This is a genomic window from Peribacillus sp. ACCC06369 (assembly GCF_030348945.1).
In the GTDB taxonomy this organism is placed as follows: Bacteria; Bacillota; Bacilli; order Bacillales; family DSM-1321; genus Peribacillus.
Genome location: NZ_JAUCEN010000002.1, coordinates 5,014,582 through 5,038,157, shown reverse-complemented (window position 1 = coordinate 5,038,157; position 23,576 = coordinate 5,014,582). Strand labels below are relative to the sequence as shown.

The window sequence follows — 23,576 nt, the reverse complement described above, 5'->3', positions numbered from 1 at the left end:
ATATTTTCATTTTTCTTCAGTACACTAAGGGGTAGGTGGTGGTAAACATGAATAAAAGGATTTTAATAATAGAAGATGAAGAAAAAATCGCGAGGGTCCTCCAGCTGGAACTTAATCATGAGGGTTATCTAACCGAATCGGCTTTTACCGGAAAGACAGGTCTGGAAAGGGCAGAAGCCGAAGAGTGGGATTTAATCTTATTGGATGTGATGCTGCCCGAGTTGAATGGCATAGAAGTACTTAGGCGTTACCGGAAAAAGAATGGTTCAACCCCAGTCATCCTTCTAACTGCAAGGGATGCTGTGCCAGACAAGGTGAATGGGCTGGACCATGGTGCGAATGATTATGTAACGAAACCGTTTGAAATCGAAGAGCTGCTGGCACGGATCCGTGCTTGTTTTCGTACGAGTGTAGGGGAAAGCCAATCAGAAGGGGAAGCGGATGAACTAAAGGTCCATGATCTTCAATTGAACCTTGGTACAAGGGACATTCACAGGCAAGGCAAAATGATTGAGCTGACTTCCCGCGAGTTCGATTTGCTGGTTTATCTTTTGCAAAATAAGAATCAAGTGCTTTCAAGGGATCAAATCCTGACACATGTTTGGGGATATGACTTTGCAGGGGATACGAATGTGGTTGATGTGTATATCCGTTATTTACGTAAAAAAATAGATTACCCCTTTGATTTGCAGCTCATACATACTTACCGCGGGGTAGGTTACAGCTTGAAGGAGCCTGTATGAAGATTCGGACGAAAATCCAATCGTATTCCAGCCTTTTTTTAAGCGTCATGCTTATATTGTTGAGTATCATCGTTTTACTCGCCTTTCTTTGGATATCGGTTGAAAGGGAACGGGACCTGCTTGAAGATCAAGCTTCATTAATTGCAGAAAATATCCTGTCGAAAGATTTGATTTCAGGTGATTCCGATTTAATGGAGCCGTATACCCCAGACGATGGAATGGTGCGGATATTTGGCACTGATGGGAGATTGGTAAAATCGTTTACTGATGAAGAGGACCTTCAGGGGATGGCGGTTAAAGCCATTACCGAGAAAGGATTCGATTTCACCAAAGCTGACGGGGATTATGTATTGACCTACCGTTACCCTTATCCCGAAGAAGGGAAGAAGTTAGGGATGATCGAGGTCACACAGCCGCAGGATACCCTCCTTGATAATTTATCGACTCTTGCCCTCGTTTTAGGCGGGGCGTCCCTTTTTGTCATTCTTTTATCCATTCTTGCCGGTAAGTGGCTAGCCAATCTAATACTCAAACCCATATCGATCATGAGCGGAACAATGAAGGATATTGAGACAAGTGGAGAATTCAAACGGATACCACTATCAGACCAATCAAAGGACGAGCTTCAGGTTATGGGGGTGTCATTCAACAGGATGATAGATAGGCTGGAGCGGAATTATAACCAACAGCAGCAATTCCTTTCAGATGCTTCACATGAATTGAAAACACCGATTACGGTCATTGAAAGCTACTCTTCTCTATTGAAACGCTGGGGAATGAAGGACGAGGCGATTCAGGAAGAGGCGGTGGAGGCAATCCATCATGAAGCCATCCGGATGAAACAGCTGACGGAACATCTGCTCCAGTCGGCTTCCCAAACGGAACCCTCAGTGGATATGGAAGGAAAGATCGAACTTATTTCGTTTTGTGAACAGATTGCCCAAACATTTAGAAGGACAGGGAATCGAGAAATAAAGATACAATCCGAGTTTAAGGAAATATATGCAACGACCTTTTCCAGCAAGCTTGAACAGGTGCTTGTCATCCTATTGGACAATGCCATGAAATACAGTGAATCGGGTATACAGATCATCATAACACGGGAGGCTAATGAAATTTTCATTGGTGTGAAAGATCAAGGCGCAGGGATATCATCAGAACATCTCCCGCATGTATTTGAACGTTTTTACCGCGTGGATTCATCGAGGGCACGGAAAACGGGAGGCAATGGACTCGGGCTTTCCATCGCCCGGACTCTTGTTGAGTCATTAGGCGGTAAATTGGAAATCCAAAGCGAAGTGGGAGAGGGGACTTTGGTTACTATCACTCTTTCTCATCAAATTCTAATCTAGCGTTCATGTTCCTTTCATGAAGGATGGTTATTCTTAAGGTAACAAATTAAAGGAGGAATTCATTCATGAAAAAGCAGTGGAGTACGATAAAAGAAGGTATCATCCAAAGGAAAAAGGTAATCATGACGGTTTCCGTAGCCTCAGTATTGCTTTTTGGCGGTGCTGCTGGAACGGCGGTATATGCGGTCAATAAGGGTGCACTATCCGAGGACGAGGCTGTAAAAATGATTTCAGAAAAACTAGGCGGGGAAGTTACTCAATTTGAAAAGGATTGGGACCAGCCGATGACCTATGAGATGACCGTTAAAACGAAAGAAGGTTATCAAGACGTAGACGTAGATGCTGAAAAAGGAGAGATTCTTTCTCAGGAGATGGAAAACGATGACGATGAGGATATGAGCACACAACAAGCGGTGGAAACTGCAAAAATCAGCATGGATCAAGCTGAAAAGATTGCCTTGAAAGAGGTGGATGGTCAAGTGACTGATGCAGAGCTGGATTCGGAGAATGGCATCCTAGTGTACGAGTTGGAGATAAGCCAAGGACAAAAGGAATATGATGTAGTGGTAGATGCCACCACGGGAAAAGTATTGAAAAACCAGTTGGATGATTAATCAATATCTTGAACTGAAAGGTATGAAAGGATTTGCCAAGTGGCAGATCCTTTTTTTTATTGCCAAGACAGTTAGGGAGTGAAGCTTCCTCATCCTTAATAATCATGCATAAACTATTTGAAATTCCGCCCATTAAAAAGGAATTAAAAAGAGGAATCGCGAATAGGGGGAATTAGGAATCTTTTTCAATGGAGGAATGGCAATGGATAGTTTAGAAATGGCACTGTCATTAAGAGGCAAGAAAGAATTTGAAAAATCCAATCAATTATTGATGGATCTGGCAAAGCAAAATCCCGGGGATGCAGTCATACAGTATCAGTGTGCCTGGAGTTTGGATATTCTTGGACTAGAGGTAAAGGCGGTGTCCCATTATGAAGCTGCCCTCAAATTAGGTTTGCCGGAGGAGGACGCAAAAGGGGCATATCTGGGGCTGGGGAGCACTTACCGTACCATTGGGGAATATGAAAAATCAAGACGGACATTTGAATCCGGACTGGCTAAGTTTCCGGAGGATAAGGCTTTATTGGTATTCAGGGCCATGGCATTTTATAATTTGGGCCAACATGATCTTGCAATGGAGTCCTTATTGAAAATAATTGCTGAAACCTCCAACGATCGAGAAATACAATCTTATGCGAAGGCCATAGAATTCTATAGTGATAAACTGGATACAGTATTTACGTAATAGTGATCATTCATCCCCAAACTATCCACAAAGGGTGCATAAAAAAGTCATTTTTACATATCCGAAATGAATTAATCAACAAGATTCTATAAAAATAAGGACAATTTTTATCGATGACTTGCTTTTAGTCATTTTATCGGATAAAAGAATGTGGATAACCTTGGATTGTGGATAACTTTTCGTTGTTATTCACCTCTTTTCCACAGGTAATCCACATATTCACCTTTATATGATAAAAAAACACTAAAATGGCGATTAAGCATTCAGGAATTTTTTATTGTAATGACTTAAGGCCAAAAGGGGATAAAGATAGCGATAGCTATGATAATGGATATACAAAAAATCTGCCATTCCCTGGCCTGCAGGATAATCATTTGTCCAGTTTTCTTGTTGACCTGCGCGGATGAGGAAGGCAATGCCCTTTTCAATTTCGGCTGTCGGCTTTTCGGTTGCCGATATCAACGCATCCACAGCCCAAGCTGTATGTGTCAAGGTACTTTCTCCAAGGGGGATATACCGCTGCTTGATATCACTGTAACAAGATTCACCCCAGCCACCATCTTTATTTTGAATTTTCTTCAACCAGGTTAGGGCTTTTTGGATGGATGGGTGTTCAGTGGATTGTCCTGCGGCCTTCATGCCAGTCAGTGCAGACCATGTGCCATATAGATAGCAGATGCCCCAGCGCCCATACCAGGATCCATCACGTTTCTGGTCCTCCAATAGCCAATCCACCGCTCTTTTACTGACTTCTTCCTGCTTCTTCATATTTGTATAGTTCCCTAGGAATTCCAGCGTTCTCCCTGTTAAATCCGCGGTAGAAGGGTCGGTCAGGAGATATTTGGAACCCTCTATAGGAAGAAGGTGCAGCCATTTATGGTCGTTATTCCGTTCGAATGCAGGAAATCCACCATCATCATTTTGCATGGATATCGTGAAGGAGACACCGCGCTGCCAGCTGTCCCGATTATCGGGTTTTGCTTGAAGTTGCTTAGCCAGCGCCCGCAGTGAGGCAGTCGTATCATCCACATCAGGATTCATGGTATTCAAATCCGAGAACCCCCAGCCGCCTGGAATCGCGTTAGGATTATGGATCAGCCAATCTCCATACATATAATGCTGGCGGGACAGTAAGTACTGATTAGCGGCCTTGACAGTTAGGTCTTTGGAAGATATGCCCGCTTCTTGAAGGGCGTAACTTATTAAGGAGGTATTCCAAACATGGGGCGTTGTGAACTGGATATGTGTGTGGCCTTCAACGGAGCAAGCCATCCCCTTCAGACCGGCAACGGCCTTTTGAATCACCGGATCCTTTTTCGAATAACCAATTGAAAGGAGCGCAAAGATCATAAAAAAGGTAGAACCGAAATAATTGTACAGTGTCCCGTCCGGTTCCAGCCTGTCTAGCATAAACCTTTTCGTTGAATCCAAGGCTAAGGAATGCAAATAATCCGGATACCCAATTAACGTTTTGACACCTGTTTGAAGTTTGGAGAAGAAGGAACGATATTCTTCGGTACGATACTCCTCCCACACATGTTCTTCGGAACGATCCTCCCTTGTGTGATATAAATCTTTTAGACTGGGAGTTTCCGGGGTCTTGATCTGAAATCTTTTATGGCCAAGTAAAAGCAATGGAATCATGTTGACCCGCCCATATACCGAAAGATCATATATGCTGACGAAAAAGGTCGGAGGCAGTAAGACGACTTCGAGAGGAATGGGGAATAGGCGTGGCCATTGATATTGTCCTGTGACTGTAAGCATCATTTTCGTTAACATTTTGGCCTGTTTGATTCCACCCTTGGAAAGAATGAATTGTTTGGCTTTCCTCATTTGGGGATCGTGCTTATTTCGGAGTCCACTAAAAAGAAGACCATAGTAAGCCTCGATCGTAACCGTAACATTGCCGTCCTTCTCGTCGTGGAATAGTTTCCATGACCCGTTTTCCGTTTGCTTGCTTTCGATTCTATTTACTAAAGCCTCTATAAGAGGAGCATCTTCCATATCTAAAATTTTCAATAATATAATCATATAGGCATCTGCCGTTATCCCAGTGTCAAAGGGATAATTCCACGAACCATCAGCGGATTGGTCTTGTTTCAAGCGATGAACAAGGCGATTGATTTCCAATTGTACATGTTGGTTCAATGACGTTCCTCCTTTAAAAACACATTTTCCGTTTATATGTATATTCAAAACTTGTGGCTGCATTCAAGAAATCATTTCAGGTGCCTCGTCCCAGCATGAATAAAGGAGGATGGAAACTAAAAACGCTTTGGCGATGAAAGCTGCCAAAGCGTCATTTAGATAAAATGCATTATTTAGTGGGTAAGCGTGTTGGTTGCATATAACGGTAAATCGGGAGTTCTTTCCCTTTGTCTGCAGGAATGAAATTGAATGTCACATAGCTATCCATGCCTTCAGGTTCGAGGGCAAGGGAGATGAAGTTGGCATCAGGCTGGGCCATGTCGAATACATAGCTTCCTTTGGGGAAATCCTGTTTTTTGCTAGTTACAGTTGTCGTGACTTCCCTTGTGGAATGTCCGCTTTCCAGTTCATCTGAAACTTTTAAATCTTTGACCCGATAGCTTTCGACAGCTACTTTCATAGGTTTTTTTAATTTTTTCACTTCTACTCCCAATACCTGAAGTTTCTTGGCGATGTCTTTATATTCTGGTGGAAGGATATAAGCTGTCGGACGATTTCTAACCAGGGTAGGGTAGGCGTCAGTAGAATCCAGCCAATCGATGGAGGCATTGACCATTTTAGCTTTCGCTAAATCGACTACTGTCAATTTTTGATTCTTAACCAATTTATTTTCGCTGGTGATGACAATTTTATCGTTATCATTTGCTTTTCGCCCTTTTTGCACGACTTCAGTTTCTGCCTGTTTAACGGCCTTTTTAACTTTACTGGCCTGTTCGGCTGCCGTTTGGATGAATGCTGCCTGTGCTGTAGCTTGTGCAAAAACACGTCGTTTAAAATCTGTACGGCCGATATTGATTCCCCTTGTTTCAATTAAATAGGTCATTGTATTTTTTAAACCGAGGGCGTTTCGGCCGATCCGGGCTTCTGTGCTTCCTTCTGTGGCGGTAAGGACTCCATCATCAGATGTAGCCAGTGTATAGTAATCGTGATAGGAAAGCTTTTCTTTTTCCAATGTTTTAAAAACGTTAGGTAAAAGCAGTTCATCGGAAGCTTTTCGAAGCTGTTCGGGAATATTTAAATTCTTGGCCGAGGAGATAAGTAAATCATAGGAAGCGATTGATCCATTTGTTCCCACCTTTTTAAGGGGGGCGGGATTCACTGTATATTCATGTACATCAAGAATGACCTCAGGTTCATACTCATCGATTGTCTGATGAATCGTCTGGACTTCAGGATACTCCACTTTTAAATAGTCCCTATTCGCATCCATGTCATTGGAGGTATATCGTTTGAAATAATAAGAACCATCAGGATTCACGCGTGGAACGATGGCAACATTCACTTTATCGAGGACATCACCAAGCTTGCCCTCAGCCAGCCATTGTGCAAGGACTAATGCTGATTCACCTGAAGCTGGTTCATTGCCATGGATCTGACCTTGAATCCAAATCAATGGTTTATGGGAATCCTTATTCAGTTTTTTTGAATCCTTGCTGAAAAGAAGCATCGGGATGTCGCGTCCTTCTGTGGATTTACCTATCGTCTTGACTTGGATGTTCTTGTTTCTATGGGAGAGGGACTTGATATGACCAATCATTTCTTCTTGGCTCGTAAAGGCGATCTTGTCATTTTTAAAGGCTGGTGTGTTGAAAGAAACATTAGGTTCAGGGAAAAGGTGGGAGAGGTTATCAGGTTGAATATAGCTTGGACCATTTCCGTAATAAGGGGTGAATTCTTCTGCCCCGGCGATGTGGCTCTGGCCAGGGAATCCAGTGACAAGACCTAGTGTGACGACTGATACGATGGCAGGAATGATTTTTTTCACGGACGTCCTCCTATCTATCTTTTTCCATAAATTATCATATATTAAGCTATTTTTACAGTATAATGGTAGGAAATAGTGAAAAACAGGAAGGATCTACTAGATTATTGAAAAAATCACATGGCTTCTGCCCAGTAATTCACACTAAGAATTAACATGATTGTAGTGTTGAAATCGCTAAAAAAACCCCTCTCTGCAAAAAAGAGCGGGGATATATAGTAGAACGCTTATGTATCCAATTTCAAGAAACCTTATCCGGGCTTATTTATTAAAGGGAAGTTGGAGCAAAAAATGATGAAGTTTGTGATTCCTTTTAATAGATGTTCATCACCTGTATTCTGTATAATTACAGGTGGATAGTTGAAATGATACGGATCAAACAAATTTGCCTGGCCCGTATCATTTCAATTCATCATTCAACTGATTTAAAAGTTCCTGTGAATCCTTGCCACTCATGATCTGGCCGTTCACTTTCGCATAGGGGGTTTTCTGACAAAGTTTACATTCACTTAAACATTCATATTCCTTATATTGAACCCTTGGATTCGCTAAGAACTTACCATAATCAGCAACTGTTTGTTCATTAAGGAAGCGGTCAAGATTATTTTGGCAAAATTCAATCTGGATTTTCGCTTTTTTTGAGAACACTTTGGATAGCAAGTTTTTCATCATATCGCTACTTTCATTAGAAGAGTAAATATTTGTTATTTTGATTTTATCATTTCCTGGAGCGAAATGCATGATTGGTTCATCCAAATTCATTACAATATGACTATCCGAAGTTTATCAAAGTAATTCCCTTGTATATATTGACACATGTCAAAGAAATGGTAGAATAAGAAAGACTGATAATGATAATGAATCTCATTATCACGAATGGAAGAAGCTTGTAACTATTGTATCTCCATGAATCCCATTTCAATAGGAGATATACAATAGTCTTTATTCATATATTTTTAATTAAAAATATTATCGCTGTATTTAATGAGATAGGAAGAGTAGGAAATGTAGATGAAGATAAGATATTTAGTCATGGCGTTAATTGTATTATCATTTACGTCATTATTCATTGGTGTAAAAGATATTACCCCCCTGGATTTATTGGATCTAAGTGATGATAAAGTGCAAATCATGCTGCAAAGCCGTTTCCCCAGAATGATGGCCATAGTCATTGCCGGTGTTGTGATGAGTATAAGCGGTCTGATCATGCAGCAATTGAGCCGAAACAAATTTGTATCCCCGACGACTGCCGGTACCATGGATTCTGCAAGGCTTGGACTTCTTCTTGCCATCATCATTTTCCCTTCGGCAGCACTTATAGAGAAAATGGCATTCGCTTTCATATTCGCTTTGGCAGGTACGTTCTTGTTCATGAAAATTCTTGATCAAGTGAAATATAAGGATACGATATTCATTCCACTGGTCGGTTTGATGTTTGGTAATATCGTCGGATCCATCTCGACTTTCTTTGCTTATAAATATGATTTGATTCAAAGCCTTAACACATGGATGAATGGGGATTTCTCGATGATCATGTCGGGAAGGTACGAACTTATATATGTAAGTATCCCTCTAGTCATTCTCGCATACTTCTTTGCCAATAAATTCACTGTGGCAGGGATGGGTGAGGAGTTTGCTATCAATCTAGGACTCAATTATAAACTTATAGTCAATTTTGGGTTGATCATCGTGGCATTATCCTCCACTGTCGTCCTGTTAACGGTGGGAACGATTCCTTTCATAGGATTGATCGTACCAAATATTGTATCCCTTTACCTTGGTGATAATTTGAAAAAGAGTCTTTCTCATACAGCATTGCTAGGGGCAGTATTCCTATTGATCTGCGATATTCTGGGCAGGATCATCATATATCCATTTGAAATCCCGATCGGACTCGTGGTTGGTGTGATAGGAAGCGCCGTATTCATCTATCTGATTATGAGGAGAAAGGCATATGAATAATAAAAGTAGGATCATAATATTAGCTGTTCTAGCGGCAGCTTTAACGGCAGGTTACATATTTTGGGACCTTGGCCCGAATTGGGATTATGCACTGCCGAGAAGGGTTATAAAAATCATCGCCATCATCGTGGTAGGTTGTGCGATAGCCTTTTCAACAGTTATTTTCCAGACGGTTACGAATAATAAAATCCTGACACCAAGCATTTTGGGGTTGGACTCCATGTATATGCTGATTCAAACGGGAGTGATTTTCCTCTTCGGTTCAACGCATATCATGATTATGAATAAAAATCTCAATTTCCTGGTTACCCTTACGGCCATGCTTATTTTTTCCAGCCTGCTGTTCAAGTTCATGTTCAAGAAAAACCGAAATATTTACTTCCTATTGCTGATTGGGATCATCTTCGGGACCTTATTCGGCAGCATGTCTTCATTCATGCAGGTATTGATTGACCCGAATGAATTTCAAATCATTCAAAATAAAATGTTTGCCAGCTTCAATAATGTAAACACCGACCTGTTAACATTGGCGATTATCCTCATGATAGCGGCAATCATATATTTCATGAGATTTTTGAAGTATTTGGATGTCATGTCCCTAGGGAGGGACCAAGCCATTAACCTGGGTGTGGATTATGATTTTGTCACAAAGCGGGTTTTAATCGTCGTCACGATTTTAATCTCCATTTCAACTGCCCTGATTGGTCCAATCACGTTCCTTGGATTACTTGTTGCAAATGTGGCTTATCAATTCATTAAGTCCTATCAGCATAAACATATCATCCCTGGTGCAATGCTGATCAGTGTAATTGCCTTGGTCGGCGGCCAATTCATTGTAGAGAGGATCTTTACGTTCTCAACCACTTTGAGTGTCATTATCAACTTTGTTGGCGGGGTCTATTTCATCTATCTTCTATTAAAGGAGAATAAATCATGGTAGAAGTGAAAAATTTATTCAAAAAATATAATAGTAAAACGGTTGTCGAGGATGTTTCCATTGAAATAACGAAAGGGAAAATCACATCCTTCATCGGTCCTAATGGTGCGGGGAAAAGTACAGTCCTTTCGATGATCAGCCGGCTCATTACCCGGGATTCGGGAGAAGTCCTGATCGAGGGTAAGGATATGGGGAAATTCAATAGCAATGAACTAGCGAAAAAGATTGCCATCTTAAAGCAGGCCAACCACATCAATATCCGTTTAACGATTCGTGAACTCGTCGCCTTTGGCCGCTTTCCTTATTCACAAGGTAAACTGACTAAAGAGGATTGGGAATATGTCGATGAGGCGATTGAATATATGGAACTTGGCGAAATGCAGGATAAATTTCTTGACCAGCTTAGCGGCGGGCAACAGCAGCGGGCATTCATTGCCATGGTTATCGCTCAGAACACGGAGTATGTCCTTCTTGATGAGCCCCTGAACAATCTTGATATGAAGCATTCCGTCCAAATCATGAAGGTATTGAGGAGATTGGCCGATGAATTAGGTAAAACGGTCATCATCGTCATTCATGACATTAATTTCGCTTCCTGTTATTCCGACTATATTGTCGCATTGAAGGATGGCAAGGTCGTTCATAATGGACCTACCGAACAAGTCATCAATTCCAATGTATTAAAGGAAATCTATGATATGGATATTGAAATCCAAAATATCAATGACAATAAGATCTGTGTGTACTTCACTTAAGTCAATGCCATTTGGTTTTAAATTACTTCAGTATTCGTAGCCGATCCAGAATCACTTCGTACGCTCATTAGGCTGTTAAAAGTTGGCGGGCGCCCAAGACTTTAGCCGCCTCCTGTTTATATGGCAGGGAAAAGTGATCAGGTGAATTCTGTGAAGGTGAGGATTCAATATGTAATTTTAAATAAAAAAATACTTTTCGAGGTGACCATAATGATAAAGAAATTATCTTTACTGCTATTAGTTGCAATGCTGGCTGTAGTGGCTGCAGCTTGTGGAGCAGATAAGGAAAAAGAAGAATCCAGTGCGGAAAAAGAAAGTGCAAAAAGCGAAGAATTTACGGTTAAGCACCAGCTAGGCGAAACGAAAGTGAAAACAAACCCTGAAAAAGTTGTTGTATTCGATATGGGTGCTCTTGATACACTTGATAAATTAGGTGTGGAAGTAGCAGCTGTTCCTCATGATGGCCTTCCAAAATACCTTTCTAAATATGAAGGTACAACTGAAAATGCTGGCGGATTAAAAGAACCTGACTTCGAAAAAATCAATGAGATGGCTCCTGACTTGATCCTTATTTCTGGCCGTCAATCTGAAGCATATAAAGAATTAAGCAAAATTGCCCCTACTGTTTTTGTAGGTGTAGATACTGCAAAGTATATGGAATCATTTAAAGAAAACGTAACACTTTTGGGTAAAATCTTCGATAAAAAAGACAAAGCTGCTAAGGAATTGGCAAGTGTTGAAGAAAACATCAATGCTTTGAAAGAAAAAGCTCCAACGGATAAAACTGGTTTAATCGTTCTTGCTAGCGGTGGAAAAGTAAGTGCTTACGGACCGGATTCAAGATTTGGAATTATCCATGATGTATTCGGAGTACCTGCTGTAGATGATAAATTGGAAGTATCGACACATGGTCAAAGTATTTCTTTCGAATACATTGCTGAAAAGAATCCTGACTACCTATTCGTTGTAGACAGAGATGCGGTTGCCGGTGATGGAGCTAGAGCAAAAGAAACTGTTGAAAATGACATTGTGAAAAATACAAAGGCTTTTAAAGAAGGCAACATCATTTATCTTGACCCTAACTACTGGTACTTATCAGGCGGCGGTTTAGAATCTGTTGATGCAATGGTTAAAGAAGTTTCAAAAGGCCTTAAGTAGTATAAAGGAAATCCTGCCCTCGATTGGGGGCAGGATTTTTTTATTTTCTAATAATAAAGCTGACTGAAAAATATATACTAACAAGAGGGGAACCAGGGAAATCTCGTAACAACTGCTTATAAGCTCCTCACAACCAAATAAGGTGAATAAATAGGATAAGGGCCCTTACACGCCAGTTTCAGCTGTCAGGGATTTATATGGGCAGTTATAGAAAGAAAATAACTTTTCAGTCAATCAAATAACAATGAGAAAATTAAGTTTCTTCCTATTATAATGTCATTTGCCTGGATACTTGATGCACTTTCAGGTTCCGGTGTGGTTTTTAAATTGTAATTTAAGTTAATTTTGGTAAATTGGACCTTTCATGGGGTGAAAAAACAATCTAATAATTAACATTCATTTAAACCAGGAAATGATCGAATTCATCATACAATACTTCAGGGAATTTGGCGTCATTTACTATCAAGAAAAATAATTTAATAAAAGTTGATCAAACGAAGTCAAGAAGGGAATGATGTCGATTTACGCGAAATGCGTTTATTAAACAGGCTTCAAAACCATTTGTTATTTTATGGAATTTTGGAATGGTATGACGCAGGAGATAGACGGGTGAAACTTATGCTGGCTTTGGTTCTGAAAGGGATACGAAAAGTGCGGTGGAGCCATACATCAAGGTAATCGTCAATCAATTTTCAACTGTCGAATTATCGGGAAAGATATCCTGGAAATATCAATAGTTATAAATGTTTGAAGATTTATATCTTTACATATTTTGTAATGTGCTGGTGTTTTTATTAAGAGTCGTTTATAATGGTAAAAGCCTGAAGGACGTGAAATTTATATAGTGACTGTCATCCGCAGTCACCCCAAAAAGTTACGGTGATATTTATTGGATTAAGACATGGAGTTCCTATATATTTGTTATAGGTGTTCTGAACATTCGAGAAGGGCAAAACTCTGTAATTTTTTAAAAGGCTTGTTCATAAGCTAAGGAAGTGTTCTGGATATAAGGATTATGGATGTGACAAAAGGTGGTTTTCACAATCTTGACTATCCGAGTGAAAGAATGCTATCATAAGGTTTCCGATTTTCCGTCTTTTGTAAGTATGTAAAAATTTATATAAATAAACCACTAGATTAATAGAGGTGAAAGCATGAATAAATTTCTTAAAAAAAGCCAGCATTTATTTGCAGATAACATACTAGGCTTTTTCTTTATTGCGGTAGTCTTGTTTTGGATAAAAACTTATATTGGATATCGAATTGAATTTAACTTAGGTCTTGAAAATGGCCTGCAACAGTTCTTACTGTTCATAAACCCGATTAGTTCAGCCATTTTATTCTTTGGCCTTGCACTATTGGCTAGAGGCAAAAAATCGTTCAAATGGATCATCAGGTTGAACCTATTGATGTCCTTATGGTTATTCTTCAATATTGTATACTACCGTTCATTTACCGATTTCATTACATTACCAACCTTGACGCAAGTGCAAAATGCCGGGGATTTAGGACCGAGTATTTTAGAATTATTTAAAACCCATGATGTATTTTATTTCCTTGATACGGTTCTTTTGATCGTATTGTACAGATTCAAAGACTTTAAAGTGGAAGACTTCAAAGTCAAACGCCGTACAGTTGGAATGGTTTACCTAGCGGGTCTTGCAATTTTCGCTATCAATTTAGGACTTGCTGAAAAGGATCGCCCGCAATTATTATCAAGAACATTTGACCGGAACTATATCGTCAAATATTTGGGCATGTTCAACTATACGGTATATGATGCCGTTCAGAATACAAAAACATATGCTCAGCGTGCGACTGCAAATAGCACGGATATCGCAGAAGTGGTCAACTATACGAAGGCAACAAGCGCTGAACCGAACCCTAAGTATTTTGGGGCAGCTAAAGGTAAGAATGTCATATACTTGCATTTGGAATCCATGCAGAATTTCCTGATCGATTATGAGTTGAATGGAGAAGAAGTTACTCCATTTTTAAACTCACTTGCAGCAGATAAGTCAGATTTCATGCACTTTGATAATTTCTTCCATCAAGTAGGCCAAGGTAAAACGGCGGATGCTGAATTCATGCTCGAAAATTCCCTGTTCGGTTTACCACAGGGTGCAGCATTCACAAACCGATCCCAAAATACCTATCAAGCAGCACCAGCGATTTTAGGACAACAAGGATACACATCTGCTGTGTTCCATGGTAACTACAAATCTTTCTGGAACCGGGATAATATGTATAAGTCTCTTGGTTTTAATCAGTTCTTCGATGCAAACCATTATAATATGGAAAATAAAGAGGAAGTTCTAAGTTATGGATTAATGGATAAGCCTTTCTTTAAAGAATCGATTCCTATGTTAGAAACGCTTAAACAGCCTTTCTATACAAAATTCATAACGGTATCTCATCATTTCCCATATGCCATGGACCAGGAAAAAGCAACAATCGGTAAGCATACGACAGGCGATGCTTCCGTTGATAGTTACTTCCAAACTGCACGCTATGCCGATGAGGCGCTTAAAGAGTTTTTCGATTATCTGAAGGAATCCGGTCTTTATGATAACTCGGTAATCGTTATGTATGGTGATCACTATGGTATTTCCGAAAACCATAAAGAAGCCATGTCAAAAGTGCTTGGCAAGGATGTTGACGCATTTGAGAATGCCCAATTGCAACGTGTACCATTATTGATTCATGTTCCAGGTGTCGAAGGCGGGGAAATGCACCAATACGGAGGACAAATTGACCTTCTCCCGACTTTATTGCATCTGTTAGGAATTGAATCTAAAGATTATGTACAATTCGGTTCGGATTTATTATCAAAAGATCATAATGAAGTGGTACCTTTCAGGAATGGTGATTTTGTAACACCGGATGTCACTTCCATTAAAGGGAAATACTACGATACGGATACAGGGGAAATGGTCGAGGAAAATGATGACATCCTCAATTACAAGACGAGAGTTGAAACGATGCTCAATTTATCCGACCAAGTCGTGAACGGTGACTTACTCCGTTTCTATACTCCAAATGGCTTTAAACCGATTGACCCTGCTAATTATGATTACACATATGAAGAAGAAGGCTCAAAGGAAGACGGGACCGATAAAGATAAATAAGCTTAATGAAAAGAACAGGCAGGAAGCCATTGCTTCCTGCCTGTTTTTTATATGCAAAAGGAATATTATGCTTTGTTGGTCATCATGGCGATATACTTTCTTATTTCATCAGGCTTGCCTGCATATTTTTCTGCACGCCGTTCATCCTTTAAGATTTTATCTTTTGCTTTGTTCAGGATTTCTTCACCCATGGCTTGTGGCACGACCACGACTCCATCTATGTCCCCTATGATAATGTCCTCTGGAAATACGGTGACACCTCCACAGGAAATGGGGATATTGGTTTGTCCTACACCAGCCTTGCCGCTTGAGGCAACCGTCGTCCCTTTACTGAATACAGGGAAATTCAGATCTTTAACCGCTTTAAGATCACGAATGACACCATCAACTACGAGGGCGCCAATTTCCATTGTCTGCATCATGCCGACAACAAAGTCTCCTGCAATAGCCCGGTATGTATCGCCTTTGCTGTCAACGACTATTATATCCCCAGGACTTGCTTCACCGATTGCTTTTAAAACCGCTGAATTATCACCGACGGGCATCTGTACGGTTAAAGCACGTCCGGCAAAATGATATTCTTCTTTTAAGGGTTTAATCGCTGATTCCAGATTGTTCAATCCTTCCATTGCATCTGAAATGGCCGTTGTAGGCAAATTCATGAACTGTTGAATGAGAGTATCCATGATATGATTCCTCCTTGAGTGTTAATGAATATAGCCTAATTATACACAAATTTTGTAATTTTCTAATAGTTTCGCGTTTGATAAAATGGTAAATCTGGTGTAATCATTAAATGAAGGGGGAGGGAAGTTCTGCTTATAGAAGGAGTTCAAGACAAATCCATGTTTAATCAATCGTTTGATTAAACTTTATAGACAGGAATGTATAAGGAAATCCCCTTCGGCAGCAAGTGTAATATCCATGGATGGACGTGGTCACTTAACCTGTTTTATTAAAGGGGATTATACTTCCGATATTAAAAATGTGCCTATGGGTTTCAATCGTGGTGAAGGTTTTGAATAAGGAGGTCATATCGAAATATCGTATTTTCATATTTTTGCGTTTTGCCTTCTTGTCCCGTATGTACTTTTTAATGTTTACTTCATTCGCCTATTGTCACCAAGAGGGAAATGTCAGTATGTCCCCTCGTTTTCTTGTTTCGAATGCAGGGGTATTGAAGCGGTCCTTAGTGGAACCAGTATGCGGGAGGTCGCTAAAGAGGTTTTCAACAATCTTCAAAGCAGGAGCAAAATCAAGACGGACGTAGCCAATGTAAGCCAAATGGGGCTTAAAACTTCTGGATGAATGATTAAAAAAATGATTCCTGCGATTGTGGCAGCCTGCTGTATGGTCATATTTCTAATGAAGTGTACACCAGCTTTAAAACAGGCTTTAAGTAGAGGCATGTGATTCATTTTCATTCCTCCTTTTTCTTTCAATAATATGACCAGGCATAAAAGAAAATACATGGGGATTCGTTTTTTGCTCAAGTATTATGGGTATAGTAAAGGTAAAATAAAAGGAGGAATCATAGGTGGTTATTGTATATATTAGTCTTGCCCTCTTTATCGGATCGATTATCTATTTAGCCTTTTTCGCTTTCAAAACATTTAAGGATTCCAAACCGACAATTGAAAATGTGAATAAAACTGTTACACGCATTCAGGCAAAAACGGAGCAGATTAAATCTGAGACGGACCAACTCGCCATGACACAGCAAGGAATCACTGATGATGTTCAATATAAAAAAGAGGCCGTACAATATACGGTTGATGCTGCTAAACAAACACCGGAGCCCTTCAAAAATATTTGGTTTTCAATAAAAGGTGACAAGTGGAAGCTTAGAAACAGAGCATAAGCGTTTCGATTTGGAGTATATGATATAGTCTTGAAATAATAAGTTTCTAGGTTTCCTCGGTTGAATTTTACCGGTAGGGTCCAAGAGAAAGCGGAGGATTCTGCGTAAACGGAGGGAAAAAAGACCGGGAGGTTATGATACATGACCTTTCGGGCTTTTTCTGTAATTGGAGGGAAAAAGGGCTTTGGTTCAAATCGTGATTGAATGATTATTTGAAGTGCAATGGCCAACGAATAAAAAAATGAAAAGGGTTTTACGAAAATTATTACCTCTTTCATAACGGAAACGAGCAATCACTTAAGTGTCAGTTATTCTTTATAACCTTATTCATTTATACATAAGTAGTGATGATGGACTTCGAAAGATCATTTTCCCCGCACATTTGACCACTTCAAAAAGTTAAACAGTTGGTTTATAATCTACTTCTACTTTATCTTTTTCTTGGTAAGGAGAAAGCATAAAGGCAGCTTTAAAGTCTGTATTCCCTTTATTTATTAAATAATGAACTTTTTTTGGTTCAACATGGATAAAATCTCCCTTTTTACATGTGGAAACTTCATTATCAATATGTATTTCTAATTCTCCTTCGAGGATAAAGAAGTTTTCTTCCATGATATTATGATAATGGGCAGGGAAATCTTGTCCAGGCTTTAAAACAACAATTCCAAAATTCATTCTTGGTCCTTTTAAAAGATATTTTGGACCGCTATCTCCAAATCTATATTCTCTTTCATTCTCGTTAACAATTGACATTGTAATCACTCCATATCATTTATTTTGGCTCTTTTCGTAGAGTTTGTTGTTTTTGCAAGTAACAAATTCGAGCTGATGTTGATTGTAACGGATATGCGAGACTCCTGCGGAAGAAGCGTGTTGAGGGAGAACCCCGCAAGTGCAAAGCACTGAGGAGGCTCCTGAGACCGCCCGCGGAAAGCGAGTACCTTAAAACGGAAATCAACCCTTGATCATCGTGTAAATATCATTTAAAAGCAACAAAGTATGCGAAACAGCCTTTATTTTAATCCAGGTGCTATCCACATATGTTCTGTTAAATCGTTGTCTGCTAATTCTAGTAGTTTTTTGTAAATATCTTTCCACTTTTTATATAAATCTTCATATACTACGTTATTCTCGTGATTTGGATAATACGTTTTTTCGAATTTAATTACTTTTGAAATCGCATCATCGAAATCGTTATAAACTTTTGCACCTACTCCGGCACAAATAGCAGCACCAAGAGCAGTTGATTCTCTAACTACGGGGACTCTTAATGGTTTGTTAAGTACATCGGAAACAATTTGACACCATAAATCGCTTTTTGATGCACCACCAGCAAAAATAATGGACTCAGGTGATGTATTTGTTATTTCATTAACCAATTCAATATTTCCTTTTGTTACAAAGGCGGCATTTTCCATAATAGATCTGTAAAAGCTTGCCTTATTAAATTTCTCTGAGTCCAGTTTGTAATTGATAAAGCTTGGGGCTGCATGTTTCCAAGACTTATAGTTCATTATATTGGAAAATGTACATAGCATACCGTAGCTGCCAGCTGGTATGTTACGTGCTCGTTTTTCCATTTGTGAATAAATACTTTCTCCTGTTTCATTTTGAAGATACCTTTCAAGCTCACAGAAACCATCTCTAAACCATCTCATTACTAAACCGGGGAAGAATGCAATTGCTTCATACTGCCAAGTATTGGGTACAGCATGGCAATTAATTCTTACTCTACATTCGTCATCGGTTTCAACATTATTCGTGGTATATTCGTATTGCCAAAAACTCCCCCCAAAAACGGCTGCATCTCCTTCGTTGACAACTCCAACACCAATGCATCCTAACTGGGCATCTCCACCACCCGCTACAACTAAAGTTTCTGGACTTAAACCTGTAAGCGTTGCCATTTTTTTGGTGACATTGCCAATAACTGTTCCACTTTCATGAACAATTGGAAAAATGTCCTCCCTAAGATTTACTTTGTTAGCTAATTCAGAGTCCCAAACTCTTTCTTTAATATCAAATAGCCCGGTTGTACAGCCGTTTGAAGGTTCTACTGAAATGACATCTGATAAACGATAGGTAATCCAGTCATTGAGCATGGTGACATACTTCATTTTTTTATAAGTCTCTGGCAGATTATTTTTTATCCAAAGGATCCTTGGAATAGCTCCTAAGGAAAATGTTTGACCTGATACCTTATAAAGATCAGATTCTATTGAATCGCTTATGCTATAAAGATTATAAACTTCATCATTTGACCGCGAATCTACGTTTGCACAAGCCCATAATTCTTTTCCTTCTTCGTCATATAAGACAATCGCTTCTCTCATACTTGTGGTTGATATAGAGATAATATCTTTTGGAGCTACTTTGCTTTTTGTAATGGTTTCCTTTATTTGTTCAGTAATGATTTTGATATTTTGATTAATATCAAAATCCATTGATCCTGGATATCTCTTATCCTCTTTATGCGTCCATTCAGATTGAGTGACACACAATTCCTGGCCTAATGTATTAAATAAGATTACTCTAACACTGCCGGTTCCAGCATCTATAGCCATTAGGTATTTTTCCATAATTACCTTCCTTTCAATGATTTACTGAATCATTTAAGTTCTCCTTAAACCAAACTTTGAGCTACCAATTCATCAGTAATTAGTACATCTATGTATCCCCCCTTAAGCGCACCTATTATTGCATCCTTTTTATCAAGGCCTCCTGCAACTGCTACAACATGATTAAGTGATTTTAATACATCAATTTCAGTACTAATCAGCTTTTTATGAAAATCTAAATCTAGAACATGACCATTTATGTCGTAAAACTGGCTTAGTAAATCGCCAACAGCGCCCTTTGTTTTTAAAATTTCAAAATCATTCGCATTTAGGTATCCTTCTTTAACTAAAGTCGCACGATCATTAAGAGCACCAATTCCTATTACAGTAATATTAGAATAAGGAATCATTTCTAATATTTTTTTTACCGGTTTTTCCTCTAGCAAATGATCTGCAATATCTTTTGAAGATACGAGTAGGGGAGTAGGAACAATGTAGTGATTATAATTTGGATTCGTATAGTAATCGGATCTTGTATCTATTGCTGTGGGCATGTAGAACTTTACGCCGCCAGACAAAGATACAAAAGTAATTTTATATTTAGTAGATATTTGTAAGTGTCCCAGGGTTTTCGATACTGCTTCTCCGTAACCTATACTTATCATTGTGTCGCTTGTAATTCGATCTTCAATGTATTGAGCAGCAGCGATTGTAAGGCTGTCAACTGTATTGTCATGGGTGGTTGGGACAATATAAATATCCTTCAAATTGTATTTTTCTTTAATCTTATTTTGGATCGTCAGATTATCCAATTTTTCTAAGTTAATTTTGAATTGTATAACATTGTTTGTTTTGGCTTTTTCGAGGTATTTAATCACCCTCATTCTAGATAGGTTTAGAGATTTAGAGATTTCATTTTGAGTCAATCCTTCAATATAATACTGCCAAGCAATTTTTACGATTAAGTCATTCTCATATGTCATTTTTCATCACTCTTTTATCATTATTTGGATTTAAACAAAATATTCATCTATAAATATTTGTTTTGAAAAATTAAAAATAATAACAAGATAAATATAAAATGTTAACGATTTTGTCATAGCGGGAGAATAAGAATAAACGTATATTTTAAGCCGTTTTTATGTATATTCAGTTTTGAAATTTATTATCACTAAATAAATTAATCGCATTTTTTGAATAATCAAAATAATTAAAATGTGAATAAAGTGATGCTTACTTAATAAAATGTATTGAATTATAACTGAAGTATCCTTAAGAAAACGGTTACAAATCAGAGTTGTTTAAACTACATACATAGACATATTTTGAGAAAGTATGGAGGGTCTTTTATGGAAGTATTAAGACAGCTAGTGAAATTTGAAAATATCCAGAAGTCATTTAATCAAAATAAAGTGTTAAAGGGTGTTTCTCTAGAAATCAGCGAGTCAGAAGTGATTTCGATTATAGGTGGTAATGGAGCTGGAAAGAGTACATTGATGAAGATCCTTACGGGAGTTTATAAAGCGGATGAAGGAAGTATAGAAATTAATGGGGAAAAGGTCGTTCATTTTAATCCTTCGATCGCCCATAGTAAAGGAATTTATTTGGTTCCACAAGAACCGTTGCTATTTCCAAATATGACTGTCGAGCAAAATCTAACGATTGGATTTAGTAAGAATAAAGTTGAAGTAAGAGAGCGAGCAAGAAGGTTAATTGAACAATTAGGTTGGAATCTAGATTTAAATAGATTTGCCATTTCCTTATCAATAGCAGAGCAGCAACAAGTGGAGATTATTAAGGGACTCCTAAGAGATGCGAAGGTTCTCATATTGGATGAACCAACTTCTTCATTAACGTTTGCTGAAACGGAGTCTTTGTTTAAGTTAATCGAACAATTAAAATCCTCTGGTATAGGAATATTTTATATAACTCATAGATTAGATGAAGTTTTTCAAATTTCAACACATGCTGTTATATTGCGAGATGGAAAAGTAACTCTTAAAGGAAAGATAAATGATTTTACAAAGGAAATGTTAATCAAGGGATTATTACCTTTGGATAGCGAACGGAGTGGAAACGAAACATTTAAAAAGGAATTTTTGGATCGTAAAGAAGAACCCGTTCTTAAGGTACAAAAATTAGGTGGAGACGGCTTCAAAGATATTAGCTTTGATGTATATAAGGGAGAAGTAGTTGGTTTAGCTGGTCTTGTTGGAGCTGGAAGAACAGAGATTGCAGAGGCCATTTATGGAATGAATAAAGTCCAAAGCGGAAAAATCTACTTGAATGGAAAAGATATCACAGATTTCTCTGCTAGTGAAACAATTGAAAGCGGTTTAGCTTATATACCTGAAGACAGATTTTTGAACGGGATTTTTTCTATAAGTTCTATAAGTAGTAATGTTACAGCACAAGTAATAAAAAAACGCCGATTTTTCATTGATAAAAAATTTGAAAAAGATATCACGGATGAGTATGTTAACAAATTGAGTATTAAAATCAGCAGCCAGGATGATGAGGTTAAATCCTTATCTGGAGGAAATCAGCAAAAGGTTGTTATAGCAAGAATTTTATCAACAAATCCACAAATCATCATCATGGATGAACCAACAAGAGGAATTGACGCAGCTGCCAGAAGTGATATTTATTCCATCATTACTCAATTAAAAGAACAGGGATACTCCATATTACTCATTTCATCAGATTTGGAGGAAATTGAAAGAATTAGTGACCGAATATATGCCATTTATCGGGGAACCTGTAATGTTTGTTTAGGATTTGATGAGATAAATGCAACTAATGTGATGAGCGCGGCTTTTGGCACTTATAAAGGAAGTGAAAGACATGTCTAAAGTCAAAAGTATGACAAAGCATCGAGAATTTAGAAAGCTAGTATTCTTAGTTTTGCTGTTTGCGATTGTAGGTTTAGTTAACTCTGATTTTATTTCTTCAGGAAACATACACAATGCGGCAAAGAATAGTTTGCTTTATATCGTGCTTGCAGTAGGGATGACATTTGTTTTATTGACTGGCGATATCGATATCTCTATCGGTGCAGTATTAGGTCTAAGTGCTTCAGTTAGTGGAGTTATTCTTAGAGATGGCGGGAGTATTTTCCTGGCTGTAATAATAGCGATCACAATAGGTGCTGTTATTGGATTAATCAATGGATTAGGAGTGACTAAATTAAAAATCTCTTCATTTATTATGACCCTTGGTATGCTTGAAATTGTCAGGGTAACCCAAGTGATTTTTACAAATGGAAAGTGGGTTGAGAATCTTCCAGACAGCTTCAAACACATATCACAGATGAATGTGTTCGGAATAAATATATTAACGATCATTATCATTTTAGCAGTTATTCTCGTTCACTTTTACTTATCTAATAGTAAAAAAGGAAGGTACTTCGCTGCGATTGGTGATAATGAGGATGGTGCCGTATTAATTGGAATACCTGTTAACCGATACAAAGTTATTGCTTTTGTCATTTCCGGTGTTTCAGCTTCCATTGCTGGGCTAATATTTGCCAGCCAAATTGGCTTTATTTCAACGACTGCTGGATTGGGGATCGAAATGATTGTAATCGCTGCAGCAGTTCTTGGGGGAGTATCCTTAAGCGGAGGTATTGGGTCCGTTATAGGGGCATCAATTGGAGCGATTATCATGAGTTCCATCAACTCTGCTTTAGTATTCTTGAAGGTCCCTGCATTCTGGAATTCCGCTATTTCAGGTTCTTTATTAATTATCATTGTTGTTGCTGATGTCCTAATTGCACGCCGAGCTAACAATAGAACAAGAAAGGTTAGATTAAATGCAAGGATTCTAAACTACAAGGAGGAGGTGTGAGATT

The 23,576-nt window shown here is 38.6% G+C and carries 20 protein-coding genes; 12 read left to right on the top strand and 8 right to left on the bottom strand.

All coding sequences use genetic code 11. The features are described 5' to 3' along the window. Positions 1-47: 47 nt before the first annotated feature. The 4 genes from QUF78_RS25640 to QUF78_RS25625 all read left to right on the top strand — a co-directional run bounded on the left by QUF78_RS25640 (position 48) and on the right by QUF78_RS25625 (position 3,394). A complete protein-coding gene (locus QUF78_RS25640; RefSeq protein ID WP_289326903.1) occupies positions 48-743 on the top strand; it encodes a response regulator transcription factor in 696 nt (231 codons plus the stop codon). Further along, positions 740-2,095, top strand: a complete 1,356-nt coding sequence (locus QUF78_RS25635) for a sensor histidine kinase (protein ID WP_289326902.1) — start codon at positions 740-742, stop codon at positions 2,093-2,095. The genes QUF78_RS25640 and QUF78_RS25635 overlap by 4 nt, the downstream gene beginning before the upstream one ends. Before the next feature lie 65 nt (positions 2,096-2,160). Next, positions 2,161-2,709, top strand: coding sequence for a PepSY domain-containing protein (locus QUF78_RS25630; protein ID WP_289326901.1), 549 nt, complete (start codon positions 2,161-2,163; stop codon positions 2,707-2,709). A gap of 202 nt (positions 2,710-2,911) precedes the next feature. Then, positions 2,912-3,394 (top strand): tetratricopeptide repeat protein, encoded by a 483-nt coding sequence (locus QUF78_RS25625; RefSeq protein ID WP_370016762.1) that lies wholly within the window; start codon positions 2,912-2,914, stop codon positions 3,392-3,394. 255 nt (positions 3,395-3,649) lie between these two features. Here QUF78_RS25625 and shc read toward each other — a convergent pair whose 3' ends face one another. The 3 genes from shc to QUF78_RS25610 all read right to left on the bottom strand — a co-directional run bounded on the left by shc (position 3,650) and on the right by QUF78_RS25610 (position 8,129). Next, entirely contained in the window at positions 3,650-5,545 is a 1,896-nt protein-coding gene (gene shc, locus QUF78_RS25620; protein WP_289326899.1) for a squalene--hopene cyclase, read from the bottom strand. Positions 5,546-5,714: 169 nt separating this feature from the next. Next, the gene (locus tag QUF78_RS25615) at positions 5,715-7,370 is read right to left on the bottom strand and encodes a M14 family metallopeptidase (RefSeq protein WP_289326898.1); all 1,656 of its coding nucleotides are present in this window, start codon (positions 7,368-7,370) and stop codon (positions 5,715-5,717) included. A 396-nt stretch (positions 7,371-7,766) separates the two neighbouring features. After that, positions 7,767-8,129 (bottom strand): DUF1450 domain-containing protein, encoded by a 363-nt coding sequence (locus QUF78_RS25610; RefSeq protein ID WP_289314459.1) that lies wholly within the window; start codon positions 8,127-8,129, stop codon positions 7,767-7,769. 249 nt (positions 8,130-8,378) lie between these two features. Between QUF78_RS25610 and QUF78_RS25605 the strand changes: the two genes are divergently transcribed. The 5 genes from QUF78_RS25605 to ltaS all read left to right on the top strand — a co-directional run bounded on the left by QUF78_RS25605 (position 8,379) and on the right by ltaS (position 15,307). After that, positions 8,379-9,329, top strand: coding sequence for an ABC transporter permease (locus QUF78_RS25605; protein ID WP_289314460.1), 951 nt, complete (start codon positions 8,379-8,381; stop codon positions 9,327-9,329). Continuing rightward, a complete protein-coding gene (locus QUF78_RS25600) occupies positions 9,322-10,269 on the top strand; it encodes an iron chelate uptake ABC transporter family permease subunit (RefSeq protein WP_289326897.1) in 948 nt (315 codons plus the stop codon). The genes QUF78_RS25605 and QUF78_RS25600 overlap by 8 nt, the downstream gene beginning before the upstream one ends. Further along, entirely contained in the window at positions 10,263-11,021 is a 759-nt protein-coding gene (locus QUF78_RS25595) for an iron ABC transporter ATP-binding protein (protein ID WP_289326896.1), read from the top strand. The genes QUF78_RS25600 and QUF78_RS25595 overlap by 7 nt, the downstream gene beginning before the upstream one ends. Positions 11,022-11,234: 213 nt before the next feature. Beyond that, the gene (locus QUF78_RS25590) at positions 11,235-12,179 is read left to right on the top strand and encodes a siderophore ABC transporter substrate-binding protein (protein WP_289327405.1); all 945 of its coding nucleotides are present in this window, start codon (positions 11,235-11,237) and stop codon (positions 12,177-12,179) included. A 1,154-nt stretch (positions 12,180-13,333) separates the two neighbouring features. After that, a complete protein-coding gene (gene ltaS / locus QUF78_RS25585; protein ID WP_289326895.1) occupies positions 13,334-15,307 on the top strand; it encodes a lipoteichoic acid synthase in 1,974 nt (657 codons plus the stop codon). A gap of 65 nt (positions 15,308-15,372) precedes the next feature. Here ltaS and QUF78_RS25580 read toward each other — a convergent pair whose 3' ends face one another. Together QUF78_RS25580 and QUF78_RS25575 are read right to left on the bottom strand one after the other, a co-directional pair. Beyond that, a complete protein-coding gene (locus QUF78_RS25580; protein ID WP_289326894.1) occupies positions 15,373-15,993 on the bottom strand; it encodes an RraA family protein in 621 nt (206 codons plus the stop codon). 552 nt (positions 15,994-16,545) lie between these two features. After that, positions 16,546-16,725 carry a hypothetical protein gene (locus QUF78_RS25575; protein ID WP_289326893.1) on the bottom strand — a complete coding sequence of 60 codons (180 nt, stop codon included), beginning with the start codon at positions 16,723-16,725 and terminating at the stop codon, positions 16,546-16,548. 119 nt (positions 16,726-16,844) lie between these two features. On the opposite strand from QUF78_RS25575, the gene QUF78_RS25570 reads away from it, so the two are divergent. After that, the gene (locus tag QUF78_RS25570) at positions 16,845-17,168 is read left to right on the top strand and encodes a DUF948 domain-containing protein (RefSeq protein ID WP_289326892.1); all 324 of its coding nucleotides are present in this window, start codon (positions 16,845-16,847) and stop codon (positions 17,166-17,168) included. Positions 17,169-17,567: 399 nt separating this feature from the next. Here QUF78_RS25570 and QUF78_RS25565 read toward each other — a convergent pair whose 3' ends face one another. The 3 genes from QUF78_RS25565 to QUF78_RS25555 all read right to left on the bottom strand — a co-directional run bounded on the left by QUF78_RS25565 (position 17,568) and on the right by QUF78_RS25555 (position 20,709). Further along, entirely contained in the window at positions 17,568-17,921 is a 354-nt protein-coding gene (locus QUF78_RS25565) for a cupin domain-containing protein (RefSeq protein WP_289326891.1), read from the bottom strand. 260 nt (positions 17,922-18,181) lie between these two features. Continuing rightward, positions 18,182-19,747, bottom strand: a complete 1,566-nt coding sequence (gene lsrK / locus QUF78_RS25560) for an autoinducer-2 kinase (RefSeq protein ID WP_289326890.1) — start codon at positions 19,745-19,747, stop codon at positions 18,182-18,184. A 44-nt stretch (positions 19,748-19,791) separates the two neighbouring features. Then, positions 19,792-20,709, bottom strand: a complete 918-nt coding sequence (locus QUF78_RS25555) for a sugar-binding transcriptional regulator (RefSeq protein WP_289326889.1) — start codon at positions 20,707-20,709, stop codon at positions 19,792-19,794. A 366-nt stretch (positions 20,710-21,075) separates the two neighbouring features. On the opposite strand from QUF78_RS25555, the gene QUF78_RS25550 reads away from it, so the two are divergent. Both QUF78_RS25550 and QUF78_RS25545 read left to right on the top strand, forming a co-directional pair. Continuing rightward, a complete protein-coding gene (locus QUF78_RS25550) occupies positions 21,076-22,578 on the top strand; it encodes a sugar ABC transporter ATP-binding protein (RefSeq protein WP_289326888.1) in 1,503 nt (500 codons plus the stop codon). Then, entirely contained in the window at positions 22,571-23,572 is a 1,002-nt protein-coding gene (locus QUF78_RS25545; RefSeq protein WP_289326887.1) for an ABC transporter permease, read from the top strand. Before QUF78_RS25550 ends, QUF78_RS25545 begins: the two co-directional genes overlap by 8 nt. Positions 23,573-23,576: the final 4 nt, after the last annotated feature.

Coding starts and splice junctions, on each gene's coding strand:
- QUF78_RS25640 (WP_289326903.1), top strand. CDS start 48: ATGAATAAAAGGATTTTAATAATAGAAGATGAAGAAAAAATCGCGAGG.
- QUF78_RS25635 (WP_289326902.1), top strand. CDS start 740: ATGAAGATTCGGACGAAAATCCAATCGTATTCCAGCCTTTTTTTAAGC.
- QUF78_RS25630 (WP_289326901.1), top strand. CDS start 2,161: ATGAAAAAGCAGTGGAGTACGATAAAAGAAGGTATCATCCAAAGGAAA.
- QUF78_RS25625 (WP_370016762.1), top strand. CDS start 2,912: ATGGATAGTTTAGAAATGGCACTGTCATTAAGAGGCAAGAAAGAATTT.
- QUF78_RS25610 (WP_289314459.1), bottom strand. CDS start 8,129: ATGAATTTGGATGAACCAATCATGCATTTCGCTCCAGGAAATGATAAA.
- QUF78_RS25605 (WP_289314460.1), top strand. CDS start 8,379: ATGAAGATAAGATATTTAGTCATGGCGTTAATTGTATTATCATTTACG.
- QUF78_RS25600 (WP_289326897.1), top strand. CDS start 9,322: ATGAATAATAAAAGTAGGATCATAATATTAGCTGTTCTAGCGGCAGCT.
- QUF78_RS25595 (WP_289326896.1), top strand. CDS start 10,263: ATGGTAGAAGTGAAAAATTTATTCAAAAAATATAATAGTAAAACGGTT.
- ltaS (WP_289326895.1), top strand. CDS start 13,334: ATGAATAAATTTCTTAAAAAAAGCCAGCATTTATTTGCAGATAACATA.
- QUF78_RS25580 (WP_289326894.1), bottom strand. CDS start 15,993: ATGGATACTCTCATTCAACAGTTCATGAATTTGCCTACAACGGCCATT.
- QUF78_RS25575 (WP_289326893.1), bottom strand. CDS start 16,725: ATGAATCACATGCCTCTACTTAAAGCCTGTTTTAAAGCTGGTGTACAC.
- QUF78_RS25565 (WP_289326891.1), bottom strand. CDS start 17,921: ATGTCAATTGTTAACGAGAATGAAAGAGAATATAGATTTGGAGATAGC.
- lsrK (WP_289326890.1), bottom strand. CDS start 19,747: ATGGAAAAATACCTAATGGCTATAGATGCTGGAACCGGCAGTGTTAGA.
- QUF78_RS25555 (WP_289326889.1), bottom strand. CDS start 20,709: ATGACATATGAGAATGACTTAATCGTAAAAATTGCTTGGCAGTATTAT.
- QUF78_RS25550 (WP_289326888.1), top strand. CDS start 21,076: ATGGAAGTATTAAGACAGCTAGTGAAATTTGAAAATATCCAGAAGTCA.
- QUF78_RS25545 (WP_289326887.1), top strand. CDS start 22,571: ATGTCTAAAGTCAAAAGTATGACAAAGCATCGAGAATTTAGAAAGCTA.